The sequence below is a fragment of the Mycobacterium timonense genome (assembly GCF_025821985.1).
GTDB classification, from domain to species: domain Bacteria; phylum Actinomycetota; class Actinomycetes; order Mycobacteriales; family Mycobacteriaceae; genus Mycobacterium; species Mycobacterium avium.
Map to the genome: position 1 here is coordinate 20,392 of NZ_JACKSY010000114.1, position 20,597 is coordinate 40,988.

Genomic DNA, 20,597 nt, shown 5'->3' on the forward strand with positions numbered 1-20,597 from the left:
GCAGGGTCAAGCCACGGTTCGCCGCGAAACCGTCGCCCGCACGCTCACGGCCTGACGTGGCCGGCCACGTCATTTCTCGGCGCGTCGACCTACCGGCGGTCGGCGTCATGCTCGCCGCCGACCTCTGGGAGCCGGCGACCCACCCGCGCGGCACGGTGGTGCTGATGCACGGCGGCGGGCAGACTCGACACTCGTGGAACCGCACGGGTGAACGGCTCGTCCGGCACGGTTTCCGCGCGCTGTCGGTGGACGCGCGCGGGCACGGCGAAAGTCAATGGGCGCCCGACGGTGACTACAGCACCGATGTGATGGTCGCCGACCTGCTCGCGATCGTGGGCCGGCTGGACCAGCGGCCGGTGCTCGTCGGGGCATCGATGGGCGGCGTCACGAGCCTCGTCGCGCTCGGCGAGCATGGGCCGTTCGCGCGAGGTCTTGTCCTCGTCGACGTCGTGGCAAACATGAGGCCGGAGGGTGTGCAGCGGGTGCGCGACTTCATGCTGGGCGCGCCCGACGGCTTCGACTCGCTGGAGGAGGTCGCCGCGGCCGTGCGGTCCTACACCCCCCATCGCCGCCGGGCGGTTGATCTCGACGGGCTGCGCAAGAACGTCCGGCGGCGCCAGAACGGGAGATGGTACTGGCACTGGGACCCTGCCTGGGGCGGCCCCGACGGGATGCCCGACATCGACGCCCTACGTCGGCGCATGGAGGCCGCGGCGCGCTCCGTGCACGTGCCCACGCTGGTCGTGCGGGGCCTGCGTTCCGACGTCACCGACGACATCGGCGTGCGCGAACTCGTCGACACGATCCCTGACGCCCGGACGATCGGCGTCGCCGACGCCGGCCACATGCTCGCAGGCGACGACAACGACATCTTCACCGCCACCTTGCAGGCCTTCCTCGATGATCTGCCAGCCGAGCCGTCCTAGGAGATACATGCAGCTGAAAGGCATATGCGCGCTGGTCACCGGTGGGGCATCCGGCCTAGGCATGGCCACCGCCCAGACGCTTGCAGAGGCCGGCGCTTCGGTCACGATCCTGGATCTGCCATCCTCGCCGGGCTCCGAGGTCGCGACGCGACTCGGAGCCCGGTTCGCCGACGCCGACGTCACCGAGTCTGACCAGGTCGATGCGGCAATGGATATCGCCGAGCGGGACGGCCCGCTGCGGGTGCTCGTGCACTGCGCCGGCCGCGGTGGACCGTTGCGGCTCGTCGACAAGGAAGGTAACCCGGGCTCGTTCGAGCACTTTGAACGCATCGTACGGATCAACCTCATCGGTAGCTTCAACGTGCTGCGGCTCGCCGCGGCTCGTATGGTCGCAGCCGAGCCAGTCGACGGTGAGCGCGGCGTGTGCGTGCTCACCGCGTCGGTTGCGGCGTGGGAGGGCCAAATCGGCCAGTTGCCGTACGCCTCCTCGAAGGCCGGCATCGTCGGTATGACGCTGGTCGCCGCGCGTGACCTGGCGGGCAGGCAGGTCCGGATCTGCTCGATCGCACCGGGCCTGTTCGACACCCCGCTGCTGCCCGAGCGCTCACGGGAGGCGTTGGCCCAGAAGGTGCCACACCCGCGCAGGCTCGGGATGCCGCACGAGTACGCGGCCCTGGCCCGACACATCGTCGAGAACCCGATGCTCAACGGCGAGACGGTCCGGCTAGACGGCGCTCTACGGATGGGCCCGGTTTGACCTGGGGCCACGGTCGGACAGGAACTCTTGGCGCGGGCGGGACACGCGGCGGGGGTCTCCGCCGGAAGCCCTGGTGTGAAGCGGTGTTATCCGCGGTGTCGGACGGCCCGCGGTCGCCTGGCACGGGTACATCGGCAGCCCTGCAATCTCCGCTGAAGACCTATCGCGGTTGGCACCTGCTGCCCGGTCCGAATGGCGGATACTGATTAACGACACGGCGCACGTTAACGACACGGCGCACGGTAGCCTAGTTCAACGCCGAGTGGATATCAGTGTCCGAGATAGACGCACGGCACCGCCTGACTGGAGTACGCGCGCGGACAGCCGCACAGACCGCTAGGAACAAGCCGTTAAGCCGTACGGACACGGGACCGGGACGGAGGGATGTGCGCTCCATGGCAGCCAGGACGGACCCAAGCACAACGGAGCAGATCGACGCCGTCAACGGCGCCGGCGGCAAGAAGCGCGGCGCACTGCTCGCCGCGCAGATCGAGCAGGAGATTATTGAGCTCGGCTGGCCCACGGGGCGGATGCTCGGGAGCGAGCACGACCTTCTCCCGCGCTACCGGGTCAGCCGCGCCGTTTTCCGGGAGGCCGTCCGGCTCCTGGAACACCACCAGGTCGCAGAAATGCGAAAAGGTCGCCATGGTGGGTTATTCGTCATGGCCCCCGACCCGGCAGCCGTTGTCAACGCGGTGTCAATTTACCTTCGCTACCGCGGCGTGACCGACCGGAACCTGTTCGACGTCAGGCAAATTCTCGAGATCACCTCAGCACGGCTTGCCGCGGTGAATGCCTCGGAAGAGGCCGCGGATCAGATCGGCGCTCTGACTGACATCCCGGAGGGCGCAAACGCAGGCGAAATCGCTTCCCGAGCGGCTGATTTCCACCTCGCAGTCGCGGCGCTGAGCGGCAATCCGGTCGTCGAGCTCTTCGTGCAGGTATTAGTCGAACTCACTAAGGCGTTGGTCGACCATTCCCCGGCGAGACCTGTGGTGGAGGACGTGCATCACGCACACGCCGCGATTGCCGAGGCGATCAGGGCCGCCGATCCCGCACTTGCCCAGCGCCGAATGCTCCGACACTGGGAGGCCATGGCATCGGTCGGGTTTCCCGTCGACGGCACGCCGGCCCGCGCCGAGAACGGTGAGCCAACGCCCTCCAGCGTCTAGCCCGTCATCGATCGCCAGTCTCTTCGGATCCTTAAAATAGGATACGATTATCGGCGCCGGTGACCGGTGTGGGTGACCGTTATTTTTGCGAAGCGAGGTTCCGATGATCGGGCTGCTCAGTGGAATCCGTGTTCTCGAGTGCGCCGTGTTGCCGAGTGGGGACCAGGCCGGGCGACTGATGGGCGACCTCGGCGCCGAGGTAACCAAAGTCGAGCAACCCGGTGCCGGTGATTACATCCGCGAGCTCGGCGGCCTGCTGGCGCCGCACAATAGCCCGACTCACCTGCTGCTCAACCGGAACAAGCGCAGCCTTACGCTGAACCTGCGCACCGACGAGGGCCGAGAGATCTTCTACCGCCTGCTCGCAGACACCGACGTTGTCGTCAACGGGTTCGCCGGCGATGCCTGCGATCGATTGGGTATCGGCTACGAGGATCTGCGAAAGGCGAAGCCGGACATCGTCTACTGCCAAGTGAGCGGCTACGGCCGACGCGGACCGTACGGCCAGATTCCGGTGCATGGTTATATGATGTCGGCGGTCGCTGGCGTGCCCCATCTCGAAATACAGCCGGACGGCATCGTCCAAGAGGTCCTCACCGCCGGCGACCGCTATTTCCCGGGGTTCGTCGACGGCCCGATGATGGGCGGTACCTATGGCGCCCTGACCGCGATCGCGGCGCTGGTGTACCGTGCGGCCACCGGCCAGGGCGCCTACATTGACGCGTCAGGCACCGATGCCACCATCGCCGCCCAGGCGCAGGACGCTGTTGCCATGTGGAACCTCGTCAACACCACTAACCGCGACAACTTGCCGCCGTTCGTTGGCAGCGAAGCGCGGGAGCGGCCGAAGTACGGGTACTACCTCACCAAGGACGATAAGTTCGTCATGCTCGCGGCGATCGAGCACAAGTTCTGGGACAACTTCTGCCGCGTCGTTGACCGCCCCGACCTCGCCGAGGCGAAGTACCTCGACTCGCCAGTCGACTTTCACACCGGCGGCCGCAAGACGCTCGCCGACGAGCTGGTGCCGATCATGCGCTCGAAGACTCAGGCCGAGTGGATGCAGATCGCGATCGACCACGACATCCCGATCAGCCCGTCTAACTCGGTCCTGCAGACAGTGACCGACCCGCACCTGCGCGCCCGCGAGATCATCTACGAGTCGGTGCATCCGCAGGCGGGCCCGTTTGTAAACGTCGGCTGGCCTGCCCCTGTCGAAGGTCAGCCCTTCGCCATCGAGCGCGAGGCACCGTGGCTCGGCCAGCACACCGACGAGATCCTCGGCGAGCTGGGGATGTCCGCAGGCGAGGTCGCCGCCCTGCGGCAGCGCGGCGTGGTATGAGTGCCCGCCACGAGGCCCGCCTGCGGAACCGGGAGCTGATCCGGTTGCGGCCTTTGGCCGGCCGCAAGTAGCCCTCGACCCACGCGTTGCTTGCCAAGCCCGGCAGTCTGCCACAGGACGGCACCGGGCCAGGTTTCAAGCTCCCTGCACCTGACCTGATCGATCGAGAGTTCTCTCACTATTGGATGGATGGAGGCACTGAAATGAGTTGGGACTCGCGCATCGCCCCCCGGTTACAGGCAAACCTGAACTGGGCGAATCGGATCGTTCATAGCGAGGTCGAGGCGGCATGATGCGAACCGAATCCGCGGTGATCATCGATGCTGTCCGTTCCCCGATGGGTAAGGGGAAGCCGGGCGGCGCGTTGTCGTCAATGCATGCAGTGGAGTTGCTGGCGCAGGTGTTGCAAGGCCTGATGGGCCGCCAAGATCTGGACCCGGCCCTGGTCGATGATGTGCTGATCGGATGCGTCAGCCAAGCGGCTGATCAGGCTGCGACGCCGGGCCGGTGGGCCTGGCTGGCGGCCGGGCTGCCCGAGCACGTACCGGCAGTGACGATCGACCGGCGTTGCGGATCGAGCCAACAGGCGCTCCATTTCGCAGCGCAGGGGGTGATCGCGGGCGAGTACGACGTGGTGGTCGCGGGTGGGATCGAGTCGATGAGCCGGGTGCCAATGGGCTCGGCGCGGATGGGGGTGGACCCGTTCGGTCCGGCGCATGACCGCTACTTGCCGGGGCTGGTGTCGCAGGGGATTTCGGCGGAGCTGGTGGCGGCGAAGTGGAAGCTGACCCGCGAACAGCTGGACGAGTATGCGGCCCGGTCGCACGCTCGCGCGGCGGCGGTGGCCGCAGCGGGCGAGTTCGCCAACGAGATCGTGCCGATCACCGTGGGGGATGGGGTGGTCTGCGCCGATGAGACGATCCGGCCCAGTACCACCGTTGAGAGGCTGAGCACGCTGCCCCCTTCGTTCGAGCAGGAGGCGATGAGCCGTCGGTTCCCGCAGATTCAGTGGCACATCACCGCGGGGAATTCCTCGCAGCTCGCCGACGGGGCGAGCGCGGTGCTGGTGACCAGTGAGCGGCGGGCGGAGGAGCTGGGGTTGCGGCCGCGGGCCCGGTTCCATGCCTTCGCGCTGGCCTGTGACGACCCGATCACGATGTTGAGTGCGCCGATCCCGGCGACGCGGAAGGTGCTGCAGAGGGCGGGACTGCGGGCCTCGGAGATCGATCATTTCGAGGTGAACGAGGCGTTCGCGTCGGTGCCGCTGGCCTGGCAGGCCGAGCTTGACGTCGATCCAAATCTGCTCAACCCGCGCGGTGGCGCAATCGCTTTCGGCCATCCGCTGGGCGCCTCGGGAGCGCGGTTGATGGCCACCATGTTGGGCGCGCTGGAGGCTACCAGCGGCCGCTACGGCCTGCAGACCATGTGCGAGGGTGGCGGGATGGCCAACGCGACCATCATCGAGCGGCTCTGACCGTCCGGAACAGATCAGACGCGGTAATCTGCCCGGCAATGGCGCTCATCACTCGGGTGCGACCGCCGGTTGCGTCCTGATGGATCTAATGTGACAAGCGACAATCATCGGGCACGACTTAGGTTTGTGGAGGTCTCTGGAGCGGCACGGCTCGTATCTGACAAAGGTTCCTTTGTCGGTGATGGTTGCGGCCCCGGATTTCGTTGCCGCCCGGTGCCTTCGTTTGGGCATGGGTGACCCCAAATGAGTGCACTCCTATCTTGCATCTCTGTCGTTCATTGCCGGTGGGACGGGGCCATAGTCGGCAGGGGTTGTGGCTGTGCAGCTCGAGGGCAAGGTAGCGATCGTGACGGGTGGCGGCCGGGGCATCGGACGGTCTGAGTCGCTGGCGCTGGCGGCGGCGGGCGCCGGAGTGGTAGTGAACGACCTCGGCACTGCGGCAGACGGCACCGGCGCTGATCGAAGGCCTGCCGACGACGTCGTCGCCGCCATCTTTGAGGCAGGCGGCGAGTATGGCGACGTCTCGCAGCTGTCAACCGGTGCTGAGCTGGTGAGCCAGGCGCTGGACGCCTACGGACGCCTCGACATCTTGGTGAACAACGCGGGGATCCTGAGGCCGACGCCCCCCTCGATCTGACCGAGGAGGACTGGAATGTCCTGATTGCGACGCACCTGCGCGGCGACTTCAGCGTGGCGCAGGCGGCCGCGAGGATCTTCGTCAATCAGTCGTACCGGCGCTTGTCAACACCTCTTCCGAGGCGGGACTAGGCATGCCGCTGTTTGCGAACTACGGCTCGGCCAAGGAGGGAATCACGGGGCTGACCCGGACCCTCACCCTCGAGCTCGCGCCTTACCACGTAACCGTCAATCAAATCCGTCCGCGCTCGTCCAATACCCGCATGTACCCGATCTCCGTCGAGAGCGGTCAACGGATGGGCGCCGCTCTCACCGAGACCCTTCCAGGAGCAACGGACCAGGGGCCTTTTTACCCGACCCGAGGACTTCCACACCGACCGCGTCGCGTCGCTGGTCGTATTCCTGTGCAGCGACGCCGCGGCAGACATCACTACGGCGACTTCATCGTTGGCGGGGGCGAGGTAACCGTCCTGACCCATCCCGAACCGGTGGCCACGATCGACTGGTCCGCTGAGGACGCGCCGGCGAGGCTGCTCGCGGCCCTAGGAGTCTGAGCCGGCAGGCGACGCCGGCCGAGTCGTGCACCGGACCACCAGGGCGTTGCGCCTAAAAACGGTGCACTGGATCGGTTCGGCGTGCGCCTAGCTGCCCCCGTCGGCCTACGTTACAGACAGGCCCTGCGCGTCGGCGGTGGATGCTCGGTCTGACTCAGCCGTTCAGTGGACAGGCTTCTCAGAGGTTCATTGCTTTGGCCACCACATCCTGGTGGTAACTGACGCCACCTAGCAATGCCTCGGAGGCCTTGGCCCGCTTGAGATACAGGTGCGCGTCGTGTTCCCAGGTGTAGCCGACACCGCCATGGATCTGGATCATGGCGCTGGCCGCCCGGGAAAAGGCCTGCGAGCAGTGCGCATAGGCCAGCGACGATGCCAGCGCCGCATCGGTATCGTCGGCAACCGAGGTCATCGCGTAATAGGCGGCGGAGCGAGCCGACTCCACGTCGAGCAGCATGTCAGCGCACCGATGCTTGATAGCCTGAAAACTGCCGATGGGCCGCTCAAATTGAGTGCGGATCTGGGCGTATTCGACCGATGCGTCCAGGCAGTGCGCAGCGCCGCCGACCTGTTCAGCGGCCAGGCACACCGCCGCGCGCTGCAGGGTGCGCTGCAACGTCGCCGCGCCGTCATCCTCTAGGCCACCTAGCAGCCGTGCCGGCGTCTCATCGAAGTGCAGTTCGGCGAGCTTCCGGGTCTGATCCAGCGTGGGCAGGGCCCTGCGCTGCAGGCCCCGCGCGTCGGAGGTGTCCACAATGAACAACGAGACCGCCGCGGAGCCGGCCAGCCGCGCCGAGACGACGATCAACTGCGCGGTGTGACCATCGACAACCAGGGTCTTCGTCCCGCGCAGGCGGTAGTCGGCACCGTCAGCCGTTGCCTCGGTGGCTACCTCGAACGGCGCCCAGGCGTCGGTCCGCTCGGCAAAGGCGAGCGCGGCGCGCACCTCGCCGGAGGCGATGCTGGGAAGCAGGCGGTGGCGCTGCTCGTCGGTGCCGCCGAGCAGGATCGCGTTGGCGCATAGGGCGATTGACGACAGGAATGGCGCGCACAGCAGGGCGCGGCCCATTTCCTCCAATACCAGGCACAGTTCCACCAAGGTGTAGCCGGCGCCGCCGAAGCGCTCCGGGATGGCCAACGACTGCAGGCCCAGCTCACTGCCGAGCTGGTTCCACACCGCGGCGTCGAATCCGTCTTCGGTGTCCATCAGCCGTCGCACCTCGGTGATCGGCGATTTGGCCTCGCAGAACTTGCGCACCAGCTCCTGAAGTTGGCGCTGCTCGTCGGTGAGCGCGAATGTCAAAAGTCTTCTCCCGGGCTTGACGTCCATCTAATTTAGCACAGACTACTATGTTCCTCTAAGGCTGTGACCGTTGACTAACTACCAAAATCTGTGTAGAAAAATACTTTAGCCGTCGGTGTTGAGCCGAGGGGTTGGGCGATTGTGGAGAGGCGGTTTTTCGGTGCCTGGGCAGCACAACGTAGAGGTGGTGCGCAGATTTACCGAAGGTCTGCGGTGCGGGGACATTGGCACCTGCGCCGCCTTGCTCGACGACGCGAACGTCTTCTCCGAGGCCGCCAGCCTGCCGTTCGGCGGTGACTATGTCGGTGTCGAAGGGTTTCGCCGAATGCTGGGTGCCGTGAGCCGCGAGTTCCGGGTTGCACTGGATCCGCCCGAGATCGCCGGGACTGACGATTGGGTCGCAGTCGTGGTACGCGGCACGTTCACCTCGCGGCGCACGGGGCGCAGCATGCCCATCGAGTGCGTCGACGTATACCGACTGCGTAACGGCAAGATCGTGCGCGTCGACGTGCACTACAAGGAACCGGGCGCGCTGGCTGAGCTTTGTCGCGACCCTGTCGACCCCGACTTGGCCCCGGCCTCGCCCGGGAAGCCCCAATCCACCATTTCCAACGATCGAGGTGAGCTCCCGTGAGCGAGGAACAACCCGGGAAACGCACAGGCGTTTGCACCGCGCTGCAGGCCCTGGGTCACGAGTATGACCACTATGACCCGCAGTTCGCGCTGGACCCGCACGCCGATTACGCCGCGCTACGCAGGGCATGTCCGGTGGCGCATACGGAGAACTACGGCGGCTTCTACGTGATGACGAAGTTCGACGACATCGCCGCGGTCCTGCACAACGCGCAGACCTTCTCGTCGTGGCCGGCGGACACGCCGCCCACTCCGGGCCATACTCGCGCGCTGATCCCGCTGGAGGTTGATGCGCCTGAGCATCGCCGGTACCGCACGATCGTGGATCCCCTGTTTCGCCCCAAGGCCATCGAGCACATCGCGGACTCGGTGCGCGAGTACGCGATCCAACTCGTCGACACCATGTTGGACAAGCGTGAGTTCGATTTCATGGCCGAATTCGCCCAGCCCTTCCCCAGTGCGGTGTTCTTGCGCTTGGTCGGCCTCGACTTCAGTGTGCAGCAGCGCGATCAGCTGTGTAGCTGGGCGGGCACCATCCTTCACACCACCACCAACGGCGCTTCGCACGGCGACGTCGAGGCGCAGACTGCGGCCCGACTGGCGGCCGGCAAGGCGCTGAACAACTTCTTGCGTGAATTACTGGACGAGCGGCTGAAAAATCCCGGCGACGACATCATTTCGTATCTGACCACCGCCGAGATGCCCGGCCAACGCAAGCTGGACTATCGGGAAATCCTCAACTTCGCCTATGTGCTGGTGCTGGCCGGCCTGGACACGGTGACGACCGCGATCGGCTTCAGTTTCTTGCATCTGGCCCGGCGCCCCGATCTGCAAGACCGGCTTGCCGCGGATCCGGCGCTGATCCCCGCAGCCGTGGAAGAACTGCTGCGCTACGAGCCGATCGTGCATGCGAGCAGGACGGTGACCGAGCCCACGGTGATCAACGGGGTCCAACTGCAGCCCGGTGACCGAGTGGTGGTGCCGCTAGCGTCGGCGCACCGCGACGAAGACGCCTACCCGCAGGCGGATCAGATCCTCCTCGACCGTCCGCCGCAGCAGTCCATGGTGTTTGGCGCCGGCAGCCACCGCTGCTTGGGGTCTCACCTGGCGCGCCTGGAGTTGACGATCGCGTTCGAGGAGATCCTGCGCCGGATTCCCCGCTTCTCGCTGCCGGAGAACGCCCAGCTCGCCGCGTATGGCGGTCAGACCCGAAGCCTGGCAGTGCTGCCCTTTAGGACCTGGCGTGACTGAGGCACTCGAGCTGGCGCCCCCTCGCGGGCACGTTGCCAAACGGTTTCTGGAGCCATCGTCGGTGGCCATCGTTGGGGTCTCCACCAGCAGCGGGCAGGCCTACAAGGCGGGTGGCCGGGCGGTACTTGAGCATCTGCGGGTCTACGGCTACGCCGGCGAGGTGATGGTGATTCATCCCAGCGCCACGGATGTTGACGGCTACCCGGCGCTACGGTCGCTGAGCGATGCGGCGACGGTGCCCGACGTGGTGGTCATCGCGGTGCCCGCGGACGCGGTGTTGGGGGTGTTGGAGCAATGCGCCGCCGTCGGCGCCCGTCAGGCGCTGATTCTCACCGCCGGCTTCGCCGACATGGGCGCGGCCGGACACGCCTTGGAGCGCACACTGCTGGACTACGCCAAGCAGAACGGCATCAACGTCGTCGGACCCAACAGCACCGGTCTGGTCAACGTCCGCACCGGCCTGGCCATGAGCATGACCTCGGTGCTCACCGAAGGGGTACCCATCACCGCCGGCGGGATCGCGGTGATCGCGCAGAGCGGCGCGATCGGCAGCACCGTCGTCGAACGGGCCCGCGACGCCGGGGTGGGCATCTCTCACATCGTCAGCACTGGTAATCAGCGCGACATGGACATCCCCGACTTCATCTCTTATTTCGCGGACCTGCCCGAAGTCCACACGGTCGCGCTGTACATGGAATCCATCCGTGACGGCCGCCGGTTCGCCGCTGCGGTCGAGCAACTGCACGACGCGGGCAAACGGCTGATCACCTATCTGGGCGGGCGCACCGCGGCCGGCGAACAGGCCGCGGCCAGCCACACCGGCAAGATCATCGGTCGCGGCGCACTGGAGCTGGCGCTGTTGCGGGCATTAGACGTCACCGTGGTCGACGACCCCGACGACCTGTGGGTACTGGGCGCCATGACCGCACCACCACGGCGGCAGTTCCCGCGGCGCTGGGGCATGGTCGCCTACTCCGGCGGCATGGCAGTGCTGGCCACCGAGCAGCTGGCCGGCGCCGGGGTGGTATTCCCGCCGCTGGGGACGTCGACGACCCAACACCTCAAGGCACTGTTGCCGAGCTTCGCCGCCATTCCCAATCCGCTCGATGTCGGACCGGGCTCGATGCCCAGGCACTTCGGCGGTTATCTCGCCGCGGTGGCCGAGGATCCGGCCGTGGAGGCGGTGTGCGTGCCGCTGCCGATGGGCGCCCGGGGGTGGAACACCCAAAGCGTTGCCGACATCCTGGCGGTGCGCCGTGCCACCGGTAAACCCTGCGTCGTGTTGTGGTATGGGGGCCGCGCGGTCGACCCCTATATCAAAGAGCTGCGTGAGGCTGGGGTGTTGGTGGCCCAGAGCCCATCAGACCTGGGCCGGCTGGTACGAGCGCTGCTCGGTCCGCAACGGGTGCTGGACGACTCGACTCCCACCTTCGCCGGCGAGCCCGCCACCCGTGCGGGGACGATCGGCGGCGCCCAGGCATTACAGTTGCTGGCTGACTACGGCCTGGACGTCGCGGCGATGACGGTATGCGACAGCGGCTCGGCGGCAGCGGCGGCCGAGGCGCTTGGCTACCCCGTGGTGGTGAAGTCCGCCGACGAGGACATCGCGCACCGCACTGAGCGGGGGCTCGTAGCGGTCAACCTGTCCGATGCCGCCAAGGTCGAGGACGCGGTGGCGCGGATGGCCGCGGGCAGCCCGGGAGCCAACCCGACCTGGCTGGTGCAGAAGATGGTGACTGGCGGAGTGGAGCTGATCCTGACCGTGCGCACCGCTGACGACCTCGGGGTGTTCGGCACGGTGGGAGTCGGCGGCGCGGCCGTCGAGGTGCACCGCGATGTCGAGCACGTCCCGCTGCCCTGCGACGCGGCCACCCTGCACAAAGCACTGACCCGGCTGCGGCTAGCCGAATTGATTTTCGGTTTCCGCGGCAGCGAACCCGTCGATGAGGCCTGGATCGGCGACACGCTCAACCGGATGGCTGTTCTGCTGGCCGAGCAGAACCTCGCCGAGGTCGAGGTGAATCCTGCCATTGCCGACAAAAACGGCGGAACGATCGTCGATGCTCTGTGTGTTCGTGCCGCCGCGCCGGCCCTTGTCGATTCACCAAATTCTTAGTAGATTTAGAATAGTAAATCCCAGCGTTACGGCTGTTCTGCCGCGCTGAGACAGACACCCCGCAAGACCTGTCAACGTTTGGAGGACCACGTGACTGGCACCGACCTTCTTCCCGTGCTCGACGTCGATCAGCACTACTACGAGCCTCTGGACGCCTTCACCCGGCACCGTCCCAAGGAGTGGCGCGAGCGCACCGTGCAAACCGCGGTCATCGATGGTCGCACCCGCCAGATCGTGGGCGGCAAGATCGACCACACCGTCACAAACCCGACCTTCGACCCCATCGTGAAGCCGGGGGCGATGGCCGACTACTTCCGCGGTAATCCGCAGAAGCGCTCGCTGTTGGACATCCTTTCCGAGCGCGAGCCGATTCCTAGCCACTACCGCAACCGCGACGACCGACTGGCCAAGATGGACGAGCAGGGCCTGCAGGCGGTATGGATGCTGCCGTCGCTGGCGATGGGCTACGAAGAGGCGCTGCAGTACGACCCGCCCGCTGCCGGACAGGCGTTCAAGGCCTTCAACCGCTGGCTGCTCGATGACTGGGGCTACAACTACAAGGACCGGATATTCAGTTCGCCCTACTTGGCTTTCGGCGACATCCCGAACGCGGTCGCCGAAGTCGAGCACGGCCTGGCCAACGGCGCCCGGATTTTCGTGGTGCGCGCCCAGGCCAGCTACACCGACGGCGGCTGGCGCTCGCCAGGTGATGCGATCTTCGACCCGATCTGGGCGCGGGTGCAGGAGGCCGGGGCAGTCGTAGTGGTTCATGTCGGTGAGGTCGGCGGCGCCGGCCTGGACAAATACGTCGAACACCGCGGCAACATCATCGGCGACATCGCCTCACCGCTGCAGATTGCCGTCGGACACGAGCGGGCGATCGCCAACTATTTGGCTGCGGTGACCTGCGACAAGCTCTTCGAACGTTTCCCTGATCTGAAGATCGCCTCGGTGGAAAACGGAGCGGAGTTCCTGCCGCTGCTGATCTCCGGGCTCAACCGCGCCGGCTTCCAACGCCCCGGCTACTTCGCCTCAGATCCCGTCGAGCAGTTCCGCGAGCATGTGTGGGTGTCTCCATTCTGGGAGGACAACTTGCTGGATGTGGTCGAGCATCTGGGCGTCGACCAGGTGCTGTTCGGGTCGGATTATCCGCACCCGGAGGGCCTCGCCGAACCCCGCCAGTACGAGAAGGTGGCCGCCGAGCTCAACGATCCCCTCGCGGAACGCAAAGTCATGTGGGACAACGCGGCGAAACTCACGAAGCTGACCTAGGCCCGTGGAACCCGCAGGCAAAGTCATCGTCGTCACCGGCGGCGCCGCAGGCATGGGGGAGGCGATGTGTCGCCGGTTCGCCGCATTAGGCGCCTCGGTCGTTGTCGCCGACATCGACGCGCCGCGCACCGAGGTCGTCGCCGAGGACATCGGCGCCCTCGGCGTTGTCACCGATGTCGCCGAAGAAGCCCAGATCATCCGTCTGGTCGACGCCACGCTGGCCGAATTCGGACGCATCGACGTATTCGTGTCCAACGCCGGGGTGCTGTGGGGTGAGCCACACGACGGCGTCACAGCGCTGCATGAGCGCGGAAACCCGTGGGCCTCCAACGAGGCGTGGCAGCGGGTCTGGGATGTCAATGTCATGCCCCAGGTCTACGCCGCCCGGGCGGTGCTGCCGCACATGCTCGAACGCGGATCAGGCTATCTGATCCAAAACGCTTCCGCGGCCGGCCTTTTGACCGCGCTCGGCAACGCGCCGTATGCCACTAGCAAGCACGCCGTGCTCGGGCTCACCGAATGGTTGTCGATTCACTACGGCGGCAACGGAATTCGGGTGTCCTGCATCGTCGCCGAGGGCGTCCGCACCGCGATGCTGCGCGGTGCCCAGGGCGAATGGTTCGCGGTCGCGGGCGCGATCGAACCCGACGAAGCGGCCAACTGCATCGTCGACGGCATGAACAAAGAGCAGTTCTTGATCCTCACTCATCCGTTGGTGGAGAAGTACTTCCGCGGCAAAGCCGCCGACTACGACGAATGGATCGCCAAGATGCGCAAATTGCACGCCAAAACCCCGGGACTGAAATCATGAGCAGCTACGACCGCCGGCACGTTTACATCGACGGCAGCTGGAGAGGCTCCGCCGGCGGCCTCATCGAGGTCGACTCAGCCATCACCGGTGAGGTCATCGGCACGATCCCCGACGGCACGGTCGATGATGTCGAGGCGGCCGTGGCCGCCGCGCGCGCGGCGTTCCCGGCCTGGTCACAGACACCCTTAGGGGTTCGGCTCGACTTCCTGGCGCAGCTGACCAAAAAGCTCGACGAGCGCGCCGACGAACTTACCCGGCTCATCACCACCGAGGTGGGTACCCCGCTGCGGGTGTCCACGGCGGTGCAGGTGGGTCAGCCGCGTCGCGTTCTCGACAGCTACCGCGATCTGATGGCCGACTTTGCGTTGGAGGAGCAGATCGGCGACTCGCTGGTGCTGCGGGAACCCATCGGCGTCGTTGCCGCGATCACAGCATGGAATTTCCCCCTACAGCAGGTGATCGGCAAAGTGGGCGCCGCGCTGGCGACCGGCTGCACCGTGGTACTCAAGCCGTCCGAAGTGGCGCCGCTGAGCGCCTTCGTCGTCGCCGACATAATCGACGAGATCGGTCTGCCACCAGGGGTGTTCAACCTGGTGTCCGGTACCGGAGCAGTCGTCGGCGAAGCTTTGGTCGCCCACCCCGATGTCGACATGATCACCTTCACCGGTTCGACAGCGGCGGGGCGCCGGATCGGCGAGGTTGCGGCACGGACGGTCAAACGGGTGGCCCTCGAGCTGGGTGGCAAGTCGGCCAACGTCATTCTCGATGACGCCGACTTGGCGCGGGCGGTCAAGGTCGGGGTGGCCAACTGCTTCACCAATACCGGCCAGGTGTGCACCGCCTGGACACGGATGGTGGTTCCCCGGGAGCGCCTCGCCGAGGTAGAGGATCTCGTGCGCGCTCGCCTGGAGACCTATACCCTCGGTGATCCGCTGGATCCGGCCACCACCATGGGCCCCCTCGCGACATCGGCGCAGCGCCAAAAGGTCTGGGACTATGTCAACCTTGGAATCAGCGAGGGCGCGTCGCTCATTTATGGGGGCGCCGAGCCACCGACCGATGTGCCGCCCGGCCACTTCGTCACGCCGACGGCGTTCTCCGACGTCCGCCGGGACATGCGGATTGCCCGTGAGGAGATCTTCGGGCCGGTGCTGTCGATCTTGTCCTACGACACCGAGGACGACGCCGTTGACATCGCCAACGACAGCCAGTACGGACTGGCGGGCGCCGTATGGTCGGCCGACCGGGAGCGCGCGTTGAGTGTCGCAAAGCGGTTGCGCACTGGAGCGGTCGACATCAACGGCTCGTTCTTCAACATGCTCGCGCCGTTCGGCGGCTACAAGCAGTCTGGCAACGGCCGCGAGCTGGGCCATCACGGGCTGGCCGAATTCTACGAGCTCAAAGCGGTCCAGCAAGCGCCTGTGGGCTCATGATCGGAAAGGCGTGTACGGGTGGATTTTTCAGACGACACTGACCTGACCCTGATTCGCGAGGGTGTACGGGCCGTCTGCACGAAGTTCGATGACGAGTATTGGGCCGAACGCGATAGCCGCCACGAGTTTCCGTGGGATTTCTACCGGGCATTGGCCGAGGGCGGCTGGATCGGCATCGCAATACCCGAAGCCTACGGCGGCAGCGGCCGCGGCCTGTTGGAGGCCTCAGTCATCCTGCAGGAGGTCGCCGCGTCCGGCGCAGCAATGAACGGATGCAGCGCCATCCACCTGTCAATCTTCGGCATGCATCCGCTCATCCTGCACGGTTCGGAGGACATCAAGCAGCGGTACCTGCCCCGGGTCGCCTCCGGTGAGCTGCATGTCGCGTTCGGGGTGACCGAACCCGACGCGGGTACCGAGACGCTGGCGATCAAGACCCGGGCCGTCCGCGACGGCGACTCGTATGTTATTCGGGGCCAAAAGGTCTGGACCTCCAAAGCTCAGGACGCCGACCGGGTGCTGCTGCTGGCGCGCACCACACCGGTCGAGGAGTGTGCGCGTCGCACCGACGGGCTGACGCTGTTCATGGTCGACCTACACGACCCCGCCGTCACCATCACCCCTATCGCCAAGGCCGGCCGCAACGCGGTGTCCTCGTGCGAGACGGTCTACGACGACGTAGTGGTACCGGCAGCCGACCGCGTCGGCGAGCAGGATAAGGGCTTCTACTACCTGCTGGACGGGCTTAACGCCGAACGCGTGCTGATCGCGTCGGAGGCCATCGGCACCGGTCAGGCTGCGCTGCGCCGCGCGGTCGGCTATGCCAATCAGCGCGTGGTGTACGGCCGACCCATCGGCCAGAATCAGGGTGTCGCGTTTCCACTGGCCGAGGCCCACGCCAGGCTCGCGGCTGCCGAGCTGATCACCCGGCGCGCCGGGTGGATGCTCGACCGCGGCCTGCCCAGCGGGCCTGAGGCGAACATGGCCAAGTTCTTAGCCGCCGACGCCGGCTTCCAGGCCGCCGACACGGCTATGCAGATCCACGGCGGGTTCGGCTACGCCGAGGAATACCACGTCGCCCGGTACTGGCGCGAAGCGCGACTGATGAAGATCGCACCAATCCCCCAGGAGCTGATCTTGGCCTATATCGGCCAGCACGTCCTCGGCCTGCCCAAAAGCTACTAGGCCTCAGCGCAATCATGGAGGGTAACCCACAGGTGACTAAGAGCAGTGAAACCTTCGACTACGTCGTCGTCGGCGGAGGCTCCTCGGGGTCAGTGGTGGCGGCGCGGCTGGCACAGGCCGGCGCCGACGTACTGCTGCTGGAAGCCGGTGTCAGCGACCGGCGTATCGATGTGCGGATCCCCGCCGCGGTCGGTATCGCCTACCAGAAAGTCAACTGGAAATACCCCGCCGAACCGGACCCGTCGCGCACCGGCAATCCCGAATCGTGGATGGCCGGCAAGGTGATGGGCGGCGGCGGCTCGATCAATTCGTGCGTATTTGTCCGCGGCAACCGGGCCGACTACGACGGCTGGGCCAAAAACGGCTGCACCGGCTGGGACTACGACTCGGTGCTGCCCGCGTTCAAACGCATGGAGACCTGGGAAGGCGGCGCCAGCGAGCTGCGCGGCGGTTCCGGTCCGATTTCGGTGAACGTGCAAACCAACCACGGCCAGGCCAACATGGCATATCTGCAGGCCTGTCTGCAGGCGGGCTACCCATCCAACCCTGACTACAACGGGGCCCATCAGGACGGCGTCGGACTGGCCCAGGTGAACCATCGCCGCGGGACTCGCTCCCAAGCATCCCGCGAGTACCTGCGCCGCGTGGCACCCAAGGGCAAGGTGTCGGTCCGCACCCACAGTTACGTCTACCGCATCCTGGTCGAGCACGGTACGGCAGTGGGCGTGGCATATCGGCATGACGGGGCCGTGAAACAGGCGCGAGCCCGCGATGAGGTCGTGATCAGCGCGGGCTCGATTGGGTCGCCGCGGTTGCTGCAGCTATCCGGGATCGGGGGTCAGCGGGCGCTGTCGGATGCCGGCGTGGAGACGGTGCTGCACCTTCCGGGGGTTGGCCAGAACCTGCACGACCATCCGTACCTGATGCAGCGGTGGCGGGCAACGATTCCCACCATCAACAAGATGCGCATCGGTACCGCGGTCAAAGGGCTGGTCGATTACGTGCGCAACGGCAGCGGCCTGCTGGCCATGACGATGGTGCAGGTGCAGTGCATGGCGCGCAGCGATCCTGGCTTGGAGGCGCCCGACCTGCAGCTGCAGTTCGTCCCTTTTGCTATCACCCGGGCGGTCGACGAGAACGGGATGTTTAACGTGCAGCAGGCCAAGGAAGAAGGGTTCCTGGCGTCATCGACTTTTCTGCGGCCCCGCACCCGCGGCTCGATCACGCTGCGCGACTCGGCGCCGGACTCGATGCCCCGCATCTCCTATCAGTTCCTGGCAGATCCCGAAGATATGCGTGACTGTCTGCGCGGCCTGCGTACCGTGCAGCGGGTGATGGCCCAGCCGGCGATGGCCGCGATCACCGACGGGCAGCTCGAACCCGAGGCGCACTGTTCCACTGAAGCCGACTGGGAGCAGTACGTGCGTGGCGCGGTGACACCGTCGTATCACCCGGTGGGGACCTGCAAAATGGGCATCGATGACCTCGCAGTGGTCGATCCTGAACTGCGGGTACACGGCATCGCCAACCTGCGCGTCGCCGACGCCAGCATCATGCCCACCATCACCACCGGCAACACCAATGCCCCGTCGATGATGATCGGCGAACGGGCCGCCGAGCTGATCCTCGGCGCGCGGCGCAACCCGACTGGAGTGACCAATGGCTCGCGATGATCACCGGCCCGGCCGGACCCTCGGCGCATGGCTGCGCGAGGAAGCTGCGCTGGACCCGGGCCGGCCTTTCATCCAATGCGACAGCGACTGGGTCACGCTTGGCGATCTGGACCAGCAGTCCGATCGCGTCGCGGCGGCGTTACAGGCGGCGGGCGTGCGCAAGGGCGACCGGGTCGCGATCAATCTCTGCAACCGCCTCGAGTACATCGTGCTCATCTACGCCGTTGCCAAAGCCGGAGCCATCCAGGTGCCGCTCAACACCTACCTGCGTGGGGACTTCCTGCGCCATCAACTGGTTCAGACCACCCCCAAGGTCTACATCGGCGACAGCGCGGCGATGGAAATGCTGGCGCCGATCCTGGCGACCCTGACCGAGCGGCCTCAGCTGGTGCTGGTCGGGGAGCCCGCCCAGGACGCGACATTGCAGCCTGACCTGCGCTACACGCAGCTGCAGGACTCTTCCCCGGATCTAGCTGAGCCCGACATCGAACCCATCGATGTGTGCGCGATCATCTACACCTCGGGCACTACGGGGCCGTCGAAGGGCTGCACCATCACCCACGGCTACTACTGCAACCTGATCAACGTATTCGTCGAACACGGCTGGTATGAAAAGGGTGATGTCATCTTCGGGGCCAATCCGCTGTTCCACTTCAGCGGTCAAACCTGGCTAGTCGCCGCGGCATTGGCGGTGCGCGGATCCGCCATCGTGGAACCGGCGTTCCACGCCAGTACCTACATGGCACGCATTCGCGAGACCGGTGCCACCGTCGCACTGGGCATGGGGGCGATGGGGATGGCGATCATGGCGCAGCCGCCCAACGACGACGATCGCAACCACAAGCTGCGCCACATCACCTTCATGCCCTCAACCGCGGAGTTCATCGAGCAGTTCGAGAATCGCTTCGGTATCGCACCTTATGCCGAGGTGTTCGGGCAGTCGGAATGTTGGCCCGTGCTCTTGGGCGATCCACGCGAGAAGCGCCACCCAGGCAGCATGGGCAAGCTGACCCGAGGGCTACAGGTGAAGATCGTCGACGATCACGACCGCGAGGTCGCGGTGGGGGAGTCCGGCGAGATTGTGGTGCGGCCCGATGAACCGTTCCGCCTGTTCTCCGGATATTGGAGCGACGACGCCGCGACCGTGCAGACATTCCGGAATCTGTGGCATCACACCGGTGACCGCGGCCGCGTCGATCACAACGGGTACTTCTGGTTCGCCGACCGCAAAAAGGACTCGTTGCGCCGCCGCGGCGAGAACGTGTCCTCGATCGAACTGGAGCAGGCCATCATGGCACACCCCTCGATCGCGCAGGCAGCCGTGCACGCCGTTCCCTCCGATCTCAGCGAGGACGACGTCAAGGTCTGTCTGGTGTTGGCTCCGGGAAGCGACATTGACCCACAGGAACTATTCGAATTCTTCCGAAAATCGATGCCCTACTACGCGATCCCGCGCTACGTCGAGCTGCTCGAATCGTTGCCAGCCAACGTCAACGGCCGGGTACAAAAGTACAAGCTACGCGAACGCGGTATCACCCAGACCACTCTCGACTTCGAGGAACTCGGTCTTGTGGTCGCCCGCAATGATCGCCGCAAACGCTGACACATGCCACATTCGGGTGTCGTCAGGCACACGAATCATCGGGCGTTAGGACCCCGGCAGCGCAGCGCGTCAGGACCCATTCCGAAGCCTGCGATCGGCTTGGTCGCGGCCGCGATCTGTCTCGCGATGGGAGACGTAGTGGCCGGCGAATTTTGCCGCGTCAAGATGCCGTTGGTTGATACCAGTAGACGACCGGTTGGCTGCGCGATTCATTCGGCCGCAAGGCGGATCGCATTGAGGGTGCCGATCAGGTTGACGTTGATGACTCGGTGAAGTCGAGGAGCGGGAAGGGGGACTCGTATCGGCCACCGTCTTGATGCCGTTGCCTATTCCGGCGCAGCTCACCACAATCCGCAGCGGGCCCAGATGAGGCTGTCTCGCTGAGCACGGCGGCTAACTCCGACTCGCTCGTGACGTCAGCGGCGGCGAACGCGACTTTCTCTCAGCTCTTCTTTG

The 20,597-nt window shown here is 65.9% G+C and carries 17 protein-coding genes; 16 read left to right on the top strand and 1 reads right to left on the bottom strand.

The window, feature by feature from the left end:
• Window positions 1-107: 107 nt before the first annotated feature.
• The 7 genes from H7I87_RS27415 to H7I87_RS27445 all read left to right on the top strand — a co-directional run bounded on the left by H7I87_RS27415 (window position 108) and on the right by H7I87_RS27445 (window position 6,861).
• On the top strand, window positions 108-926 hold the full coding sequence (locus H7I87_RS27415) for an alpha/beta fold hydrolase (protein ID WP_244179099.1): 819 nt from the start codon (window positions 108-110) through the stop codon (window positions 924-926).
• Between the two features lie 7 nt (window positions 927-933).
• Window positions 934-1,683, top strand: a complete 750-nt coding sequence (locus H7I87_RS27420; protein ID WP_083071394.1) for an SDR family NAD(P)-dependent oxidoreductase — start codon at window positions 934-936, stop codon at window positions 1,681-1,683.
• A 395-nt stretch (window positions 1,684-2,078) separates the two neighbouring features.
• Window positions 2,079-2,855, top strand: coding sequence for a FadR/GntR family transcriptional regulator (locus H7I87_RS27425; RefSeq protein WP_139800090.1), 777 nt, complete (start codon window positions 2,079-2,081; stop codon window positions 2,853-2,855).
• Between the two features lie 103 nt (window positions 2,856-2,958).
• Window positions 2,959-4,197, top strand: a complete 1,239-nt coding sequence (locus tag H7I87_RS27430; RefSeq protein WP_083071392.1) for a CaiB/BaiF CoA transferase family protein — start codon at window positions 2,959-2,961, stop codon at window positions 4,195-4,197.
• 292 nt (window positions 4,198-4,489) lie between these two features.
• The gene (locus H7I87_RS27435; RefSeq protein ID WP_083071404.1) at window positions 4,490-5,671 is read left to right on the top strand and encodes a thiolase family protein; all 1,182 of its coding nucleotides are present in this window, start codon (window positions 4,490-4,492) and stop codon (window positions 5,669-5,671) included.
• A gap of 319 nt (window positions 5,672-5,990) precedes the next feature.
• Window positions 5,991-6,308 carry an SDR family NAD(P)-dependent oxidoreductase gene (locus H7I87_RS27440; protein WP_167380285.1) on the top strand — a complete coding sequence of 106 codons (318 nt, stop codon included), beginning with the start codon at window positions 5,991-5,993 and terminating at the stop codon, window positions 6,306-6,308.
• Window positions 6,309-6,318: 10 nt separating this feature from the next.
• Entirely contained in the window at window positions 6,319-6,861 is a 543-nt protein-coding gene (locus H7I87_RS27445) for an SDR family NAD(P)-dependent oxidoreductase (RefSeq protein WP_264002959.1), read from the top strand.
• A gap of 178 nt (window positions 6,862-7,039) precedes the next feature.
• On the opposite strand, the gene H7I87_RS27450 is transcribed toward H7I87_RS27445, so the two are convergent.
• Window positions 7,040-8,191, bottom strand: coding sequence for an acyl-CoA dehydrogenase family protein (locus tag H7I87_RS27450; protein WP_083071389.1), 1,152 nt, complete (start codon window positions 8,189-8,191; stop codon window positions 7,040-7,042).
• A gap of 160 nt (window positions 8,192-8,351) precedes the next feature.
• On the opposite strand from H7I87_RS27450, the gene H7I87_RS27455 reads away from it, so the two are divergent.
• The 9 genes from H7I87_RS27455 (at window position 8,352) to H7I87_RS27495 (ending at window position 20,141) form a co-directional block, all read left to right on the top strand.
• Window positions 8,352-8,798, top strand: coding sequence for a nuclear transport factor 2 family protein (locus tag H7I87_RS27455; protein WP_225342594.1), 447 nt, complete (start codon window positions 8,352-8,354; stop codon window positions 8,796-8,798).
• On the top strand, window positions 8,795-10,048 hold the full coding sequence (locus H7I87_RS27460) for a cytochrome P450 (protein ID WP_083071387.1): 1,254 nt from the start codon (window positions 8,795-8,797) through the stop codon (window positions 10,046-10,048). The genes H7I87_RS27455 and H7I87_RS27460 overlap by 4 nt, the downstream gene beginning before the upstream one ends.
• Entirely contained in the window at window positions 10,041-12,164 is a 2,124-nt protein-coding gene (locus H7I87_RS27465; protein WP_202377866.1) for an acetate--CoA ligase family protein, read from the top strand. The genes H7I87_RS27460 and H7I87_RS27465 overlap by 8 nt, the downstream gene beginning before the upstream one ends.
• A 90-nt stretch (window positions 12,165-12,254) precedes the next feature.
• Window positions 12,255-13,436, top strand: a complete 1,182-nt coding sequence (locus tag H7I87_RS27470; protein ID WP_083071403.1) for an amidohydrolase family protein — start codon at window positions 12,255-12,257, stop codon at window positions 13,434-13,436.
• Window positions 13,437-13,440: 4 nt separating this feature from the next.
• Window positions 13,441-14,247 (top strand): SDR family oxidoreductase, encoded by an 807-nt coding sequence (locus tag H7I87_RS27475; RefSeq protein WP_052742699.1) that lies wholly within the window; start codon window positions 13,441-13,443, stop codon window positions 14,245-14,247.
• Window positions 14,244-15,680, top strand: coding sequence for an aldehyde dehydrogenase family protein (locus H7I87_RS27480; RefSeq protein WP_083071385.1), 1,437 nt, complete (start codon window positions 14,244-14,246; stop codon window positions 15,678-15,680). Before H7I87_RS27475 ends, H7I87_RS27480 begins: the two co-directional genes overlap by 4 nt.
• Before the next feature lie 18 nt (window positions 15,681-15,698).
• Window positions 15,699-16,865 carry an acyl-CoA dehydrogenase family protein gene (locus H7I87_RS27485; protein ID WP_046181962.1) on the top strand — a complete coding sequence of 389 codons (1,167 nt, stop codon included), beginning with the start codon at window positions 15,699-15,701 and terminating at the stop codon, window positions 16,863-16,865.
• A 32-nt stretch (window positions 16,866-16,897) separates the two neighbouring features.
• Entirely contained in the window at window positions 16,898-18,538 is a 1,641-nt protein-coding gene (locus tag H7I87_RS27490) for a GMC family oxidoreductase (protein WP_244179097.1), read from the top strand.
• Window positions 18,525-20,141 (top strand): AMP-binding protein, encoded by a 1,617-nt coding sequence (locus tag H7I87_RS27495; RefSeq protein ID WP_083071383.1) that lies wholly within the window; start codon window positions 18,525-18,527, stop codon window positions 20,139-20,141. The genes H7I87_RS27490 and H7I87_RS27495 overlap by 14 nt, the downstream gene beginning before the upstream one ends.
• Window positions 20,142-20,597: the final 456 nt, after the last annotated feature.

Bases quoted from the DNA above. Each gene is read 5' to 3' on its own strand.
- H7I87_RS27415 (WP_244179099.1), top strand. From the start codon at position 108: ATGCTCGCCGCCGACCTCTGGGAGCCGGCGACCCACCCGCGCGGCACG.
- H7I87_RS27420 (WP_083071394.1), top strand. From the start codon at position 934: ATGCAGCTGAAAGGCATATGCGCGCTGGTCACCGGTGGGGCATCCGGC.
- H7I87_RS27425 (WP_139800090.1), top strand. From the start codon at position 2,079: ATGGCAGCCAGGACGGACCCAAGCACAACGGAGCAGATCGACGCCGTC.
- H7I87_RS27430 (WP_083071392.1), top strand. From the start codon at position 2,959: ATGATCGGGCTGCTCAGTGGAATCCGTGTTCTCGAGTGCGCCGTGTTG.
- H7I87_RS27435 (WP_083071404.1), top strand. From the start codon at position 4,490: ATGCGAACCGAATCCGCGGTGATCATCGATGCTGTCCGTTCCCCGATG.
- H7I87_RS27450 (WP_083071389.1), bottom strand. From the start codon at position 8,191: ATGGACGTCAAGCCCGGGAGAAGACTTTTGACATTCGCGCTCACCGAC.
- H7I87_RS27480 (WP_083071385.1), top strand. From the start codon at position 14,244: ATGAGCAGCTACGACCGCCGGCACGTTTACATCGACGGCAGCTGGAGA.
- H7I87_RS27495 (WP_083071383.1), top strand. From the start codon at position 18,525: ATGGCTCGCGATGATCACCGGCCCGGCCGGACCCTCGGCGCATGGCTG.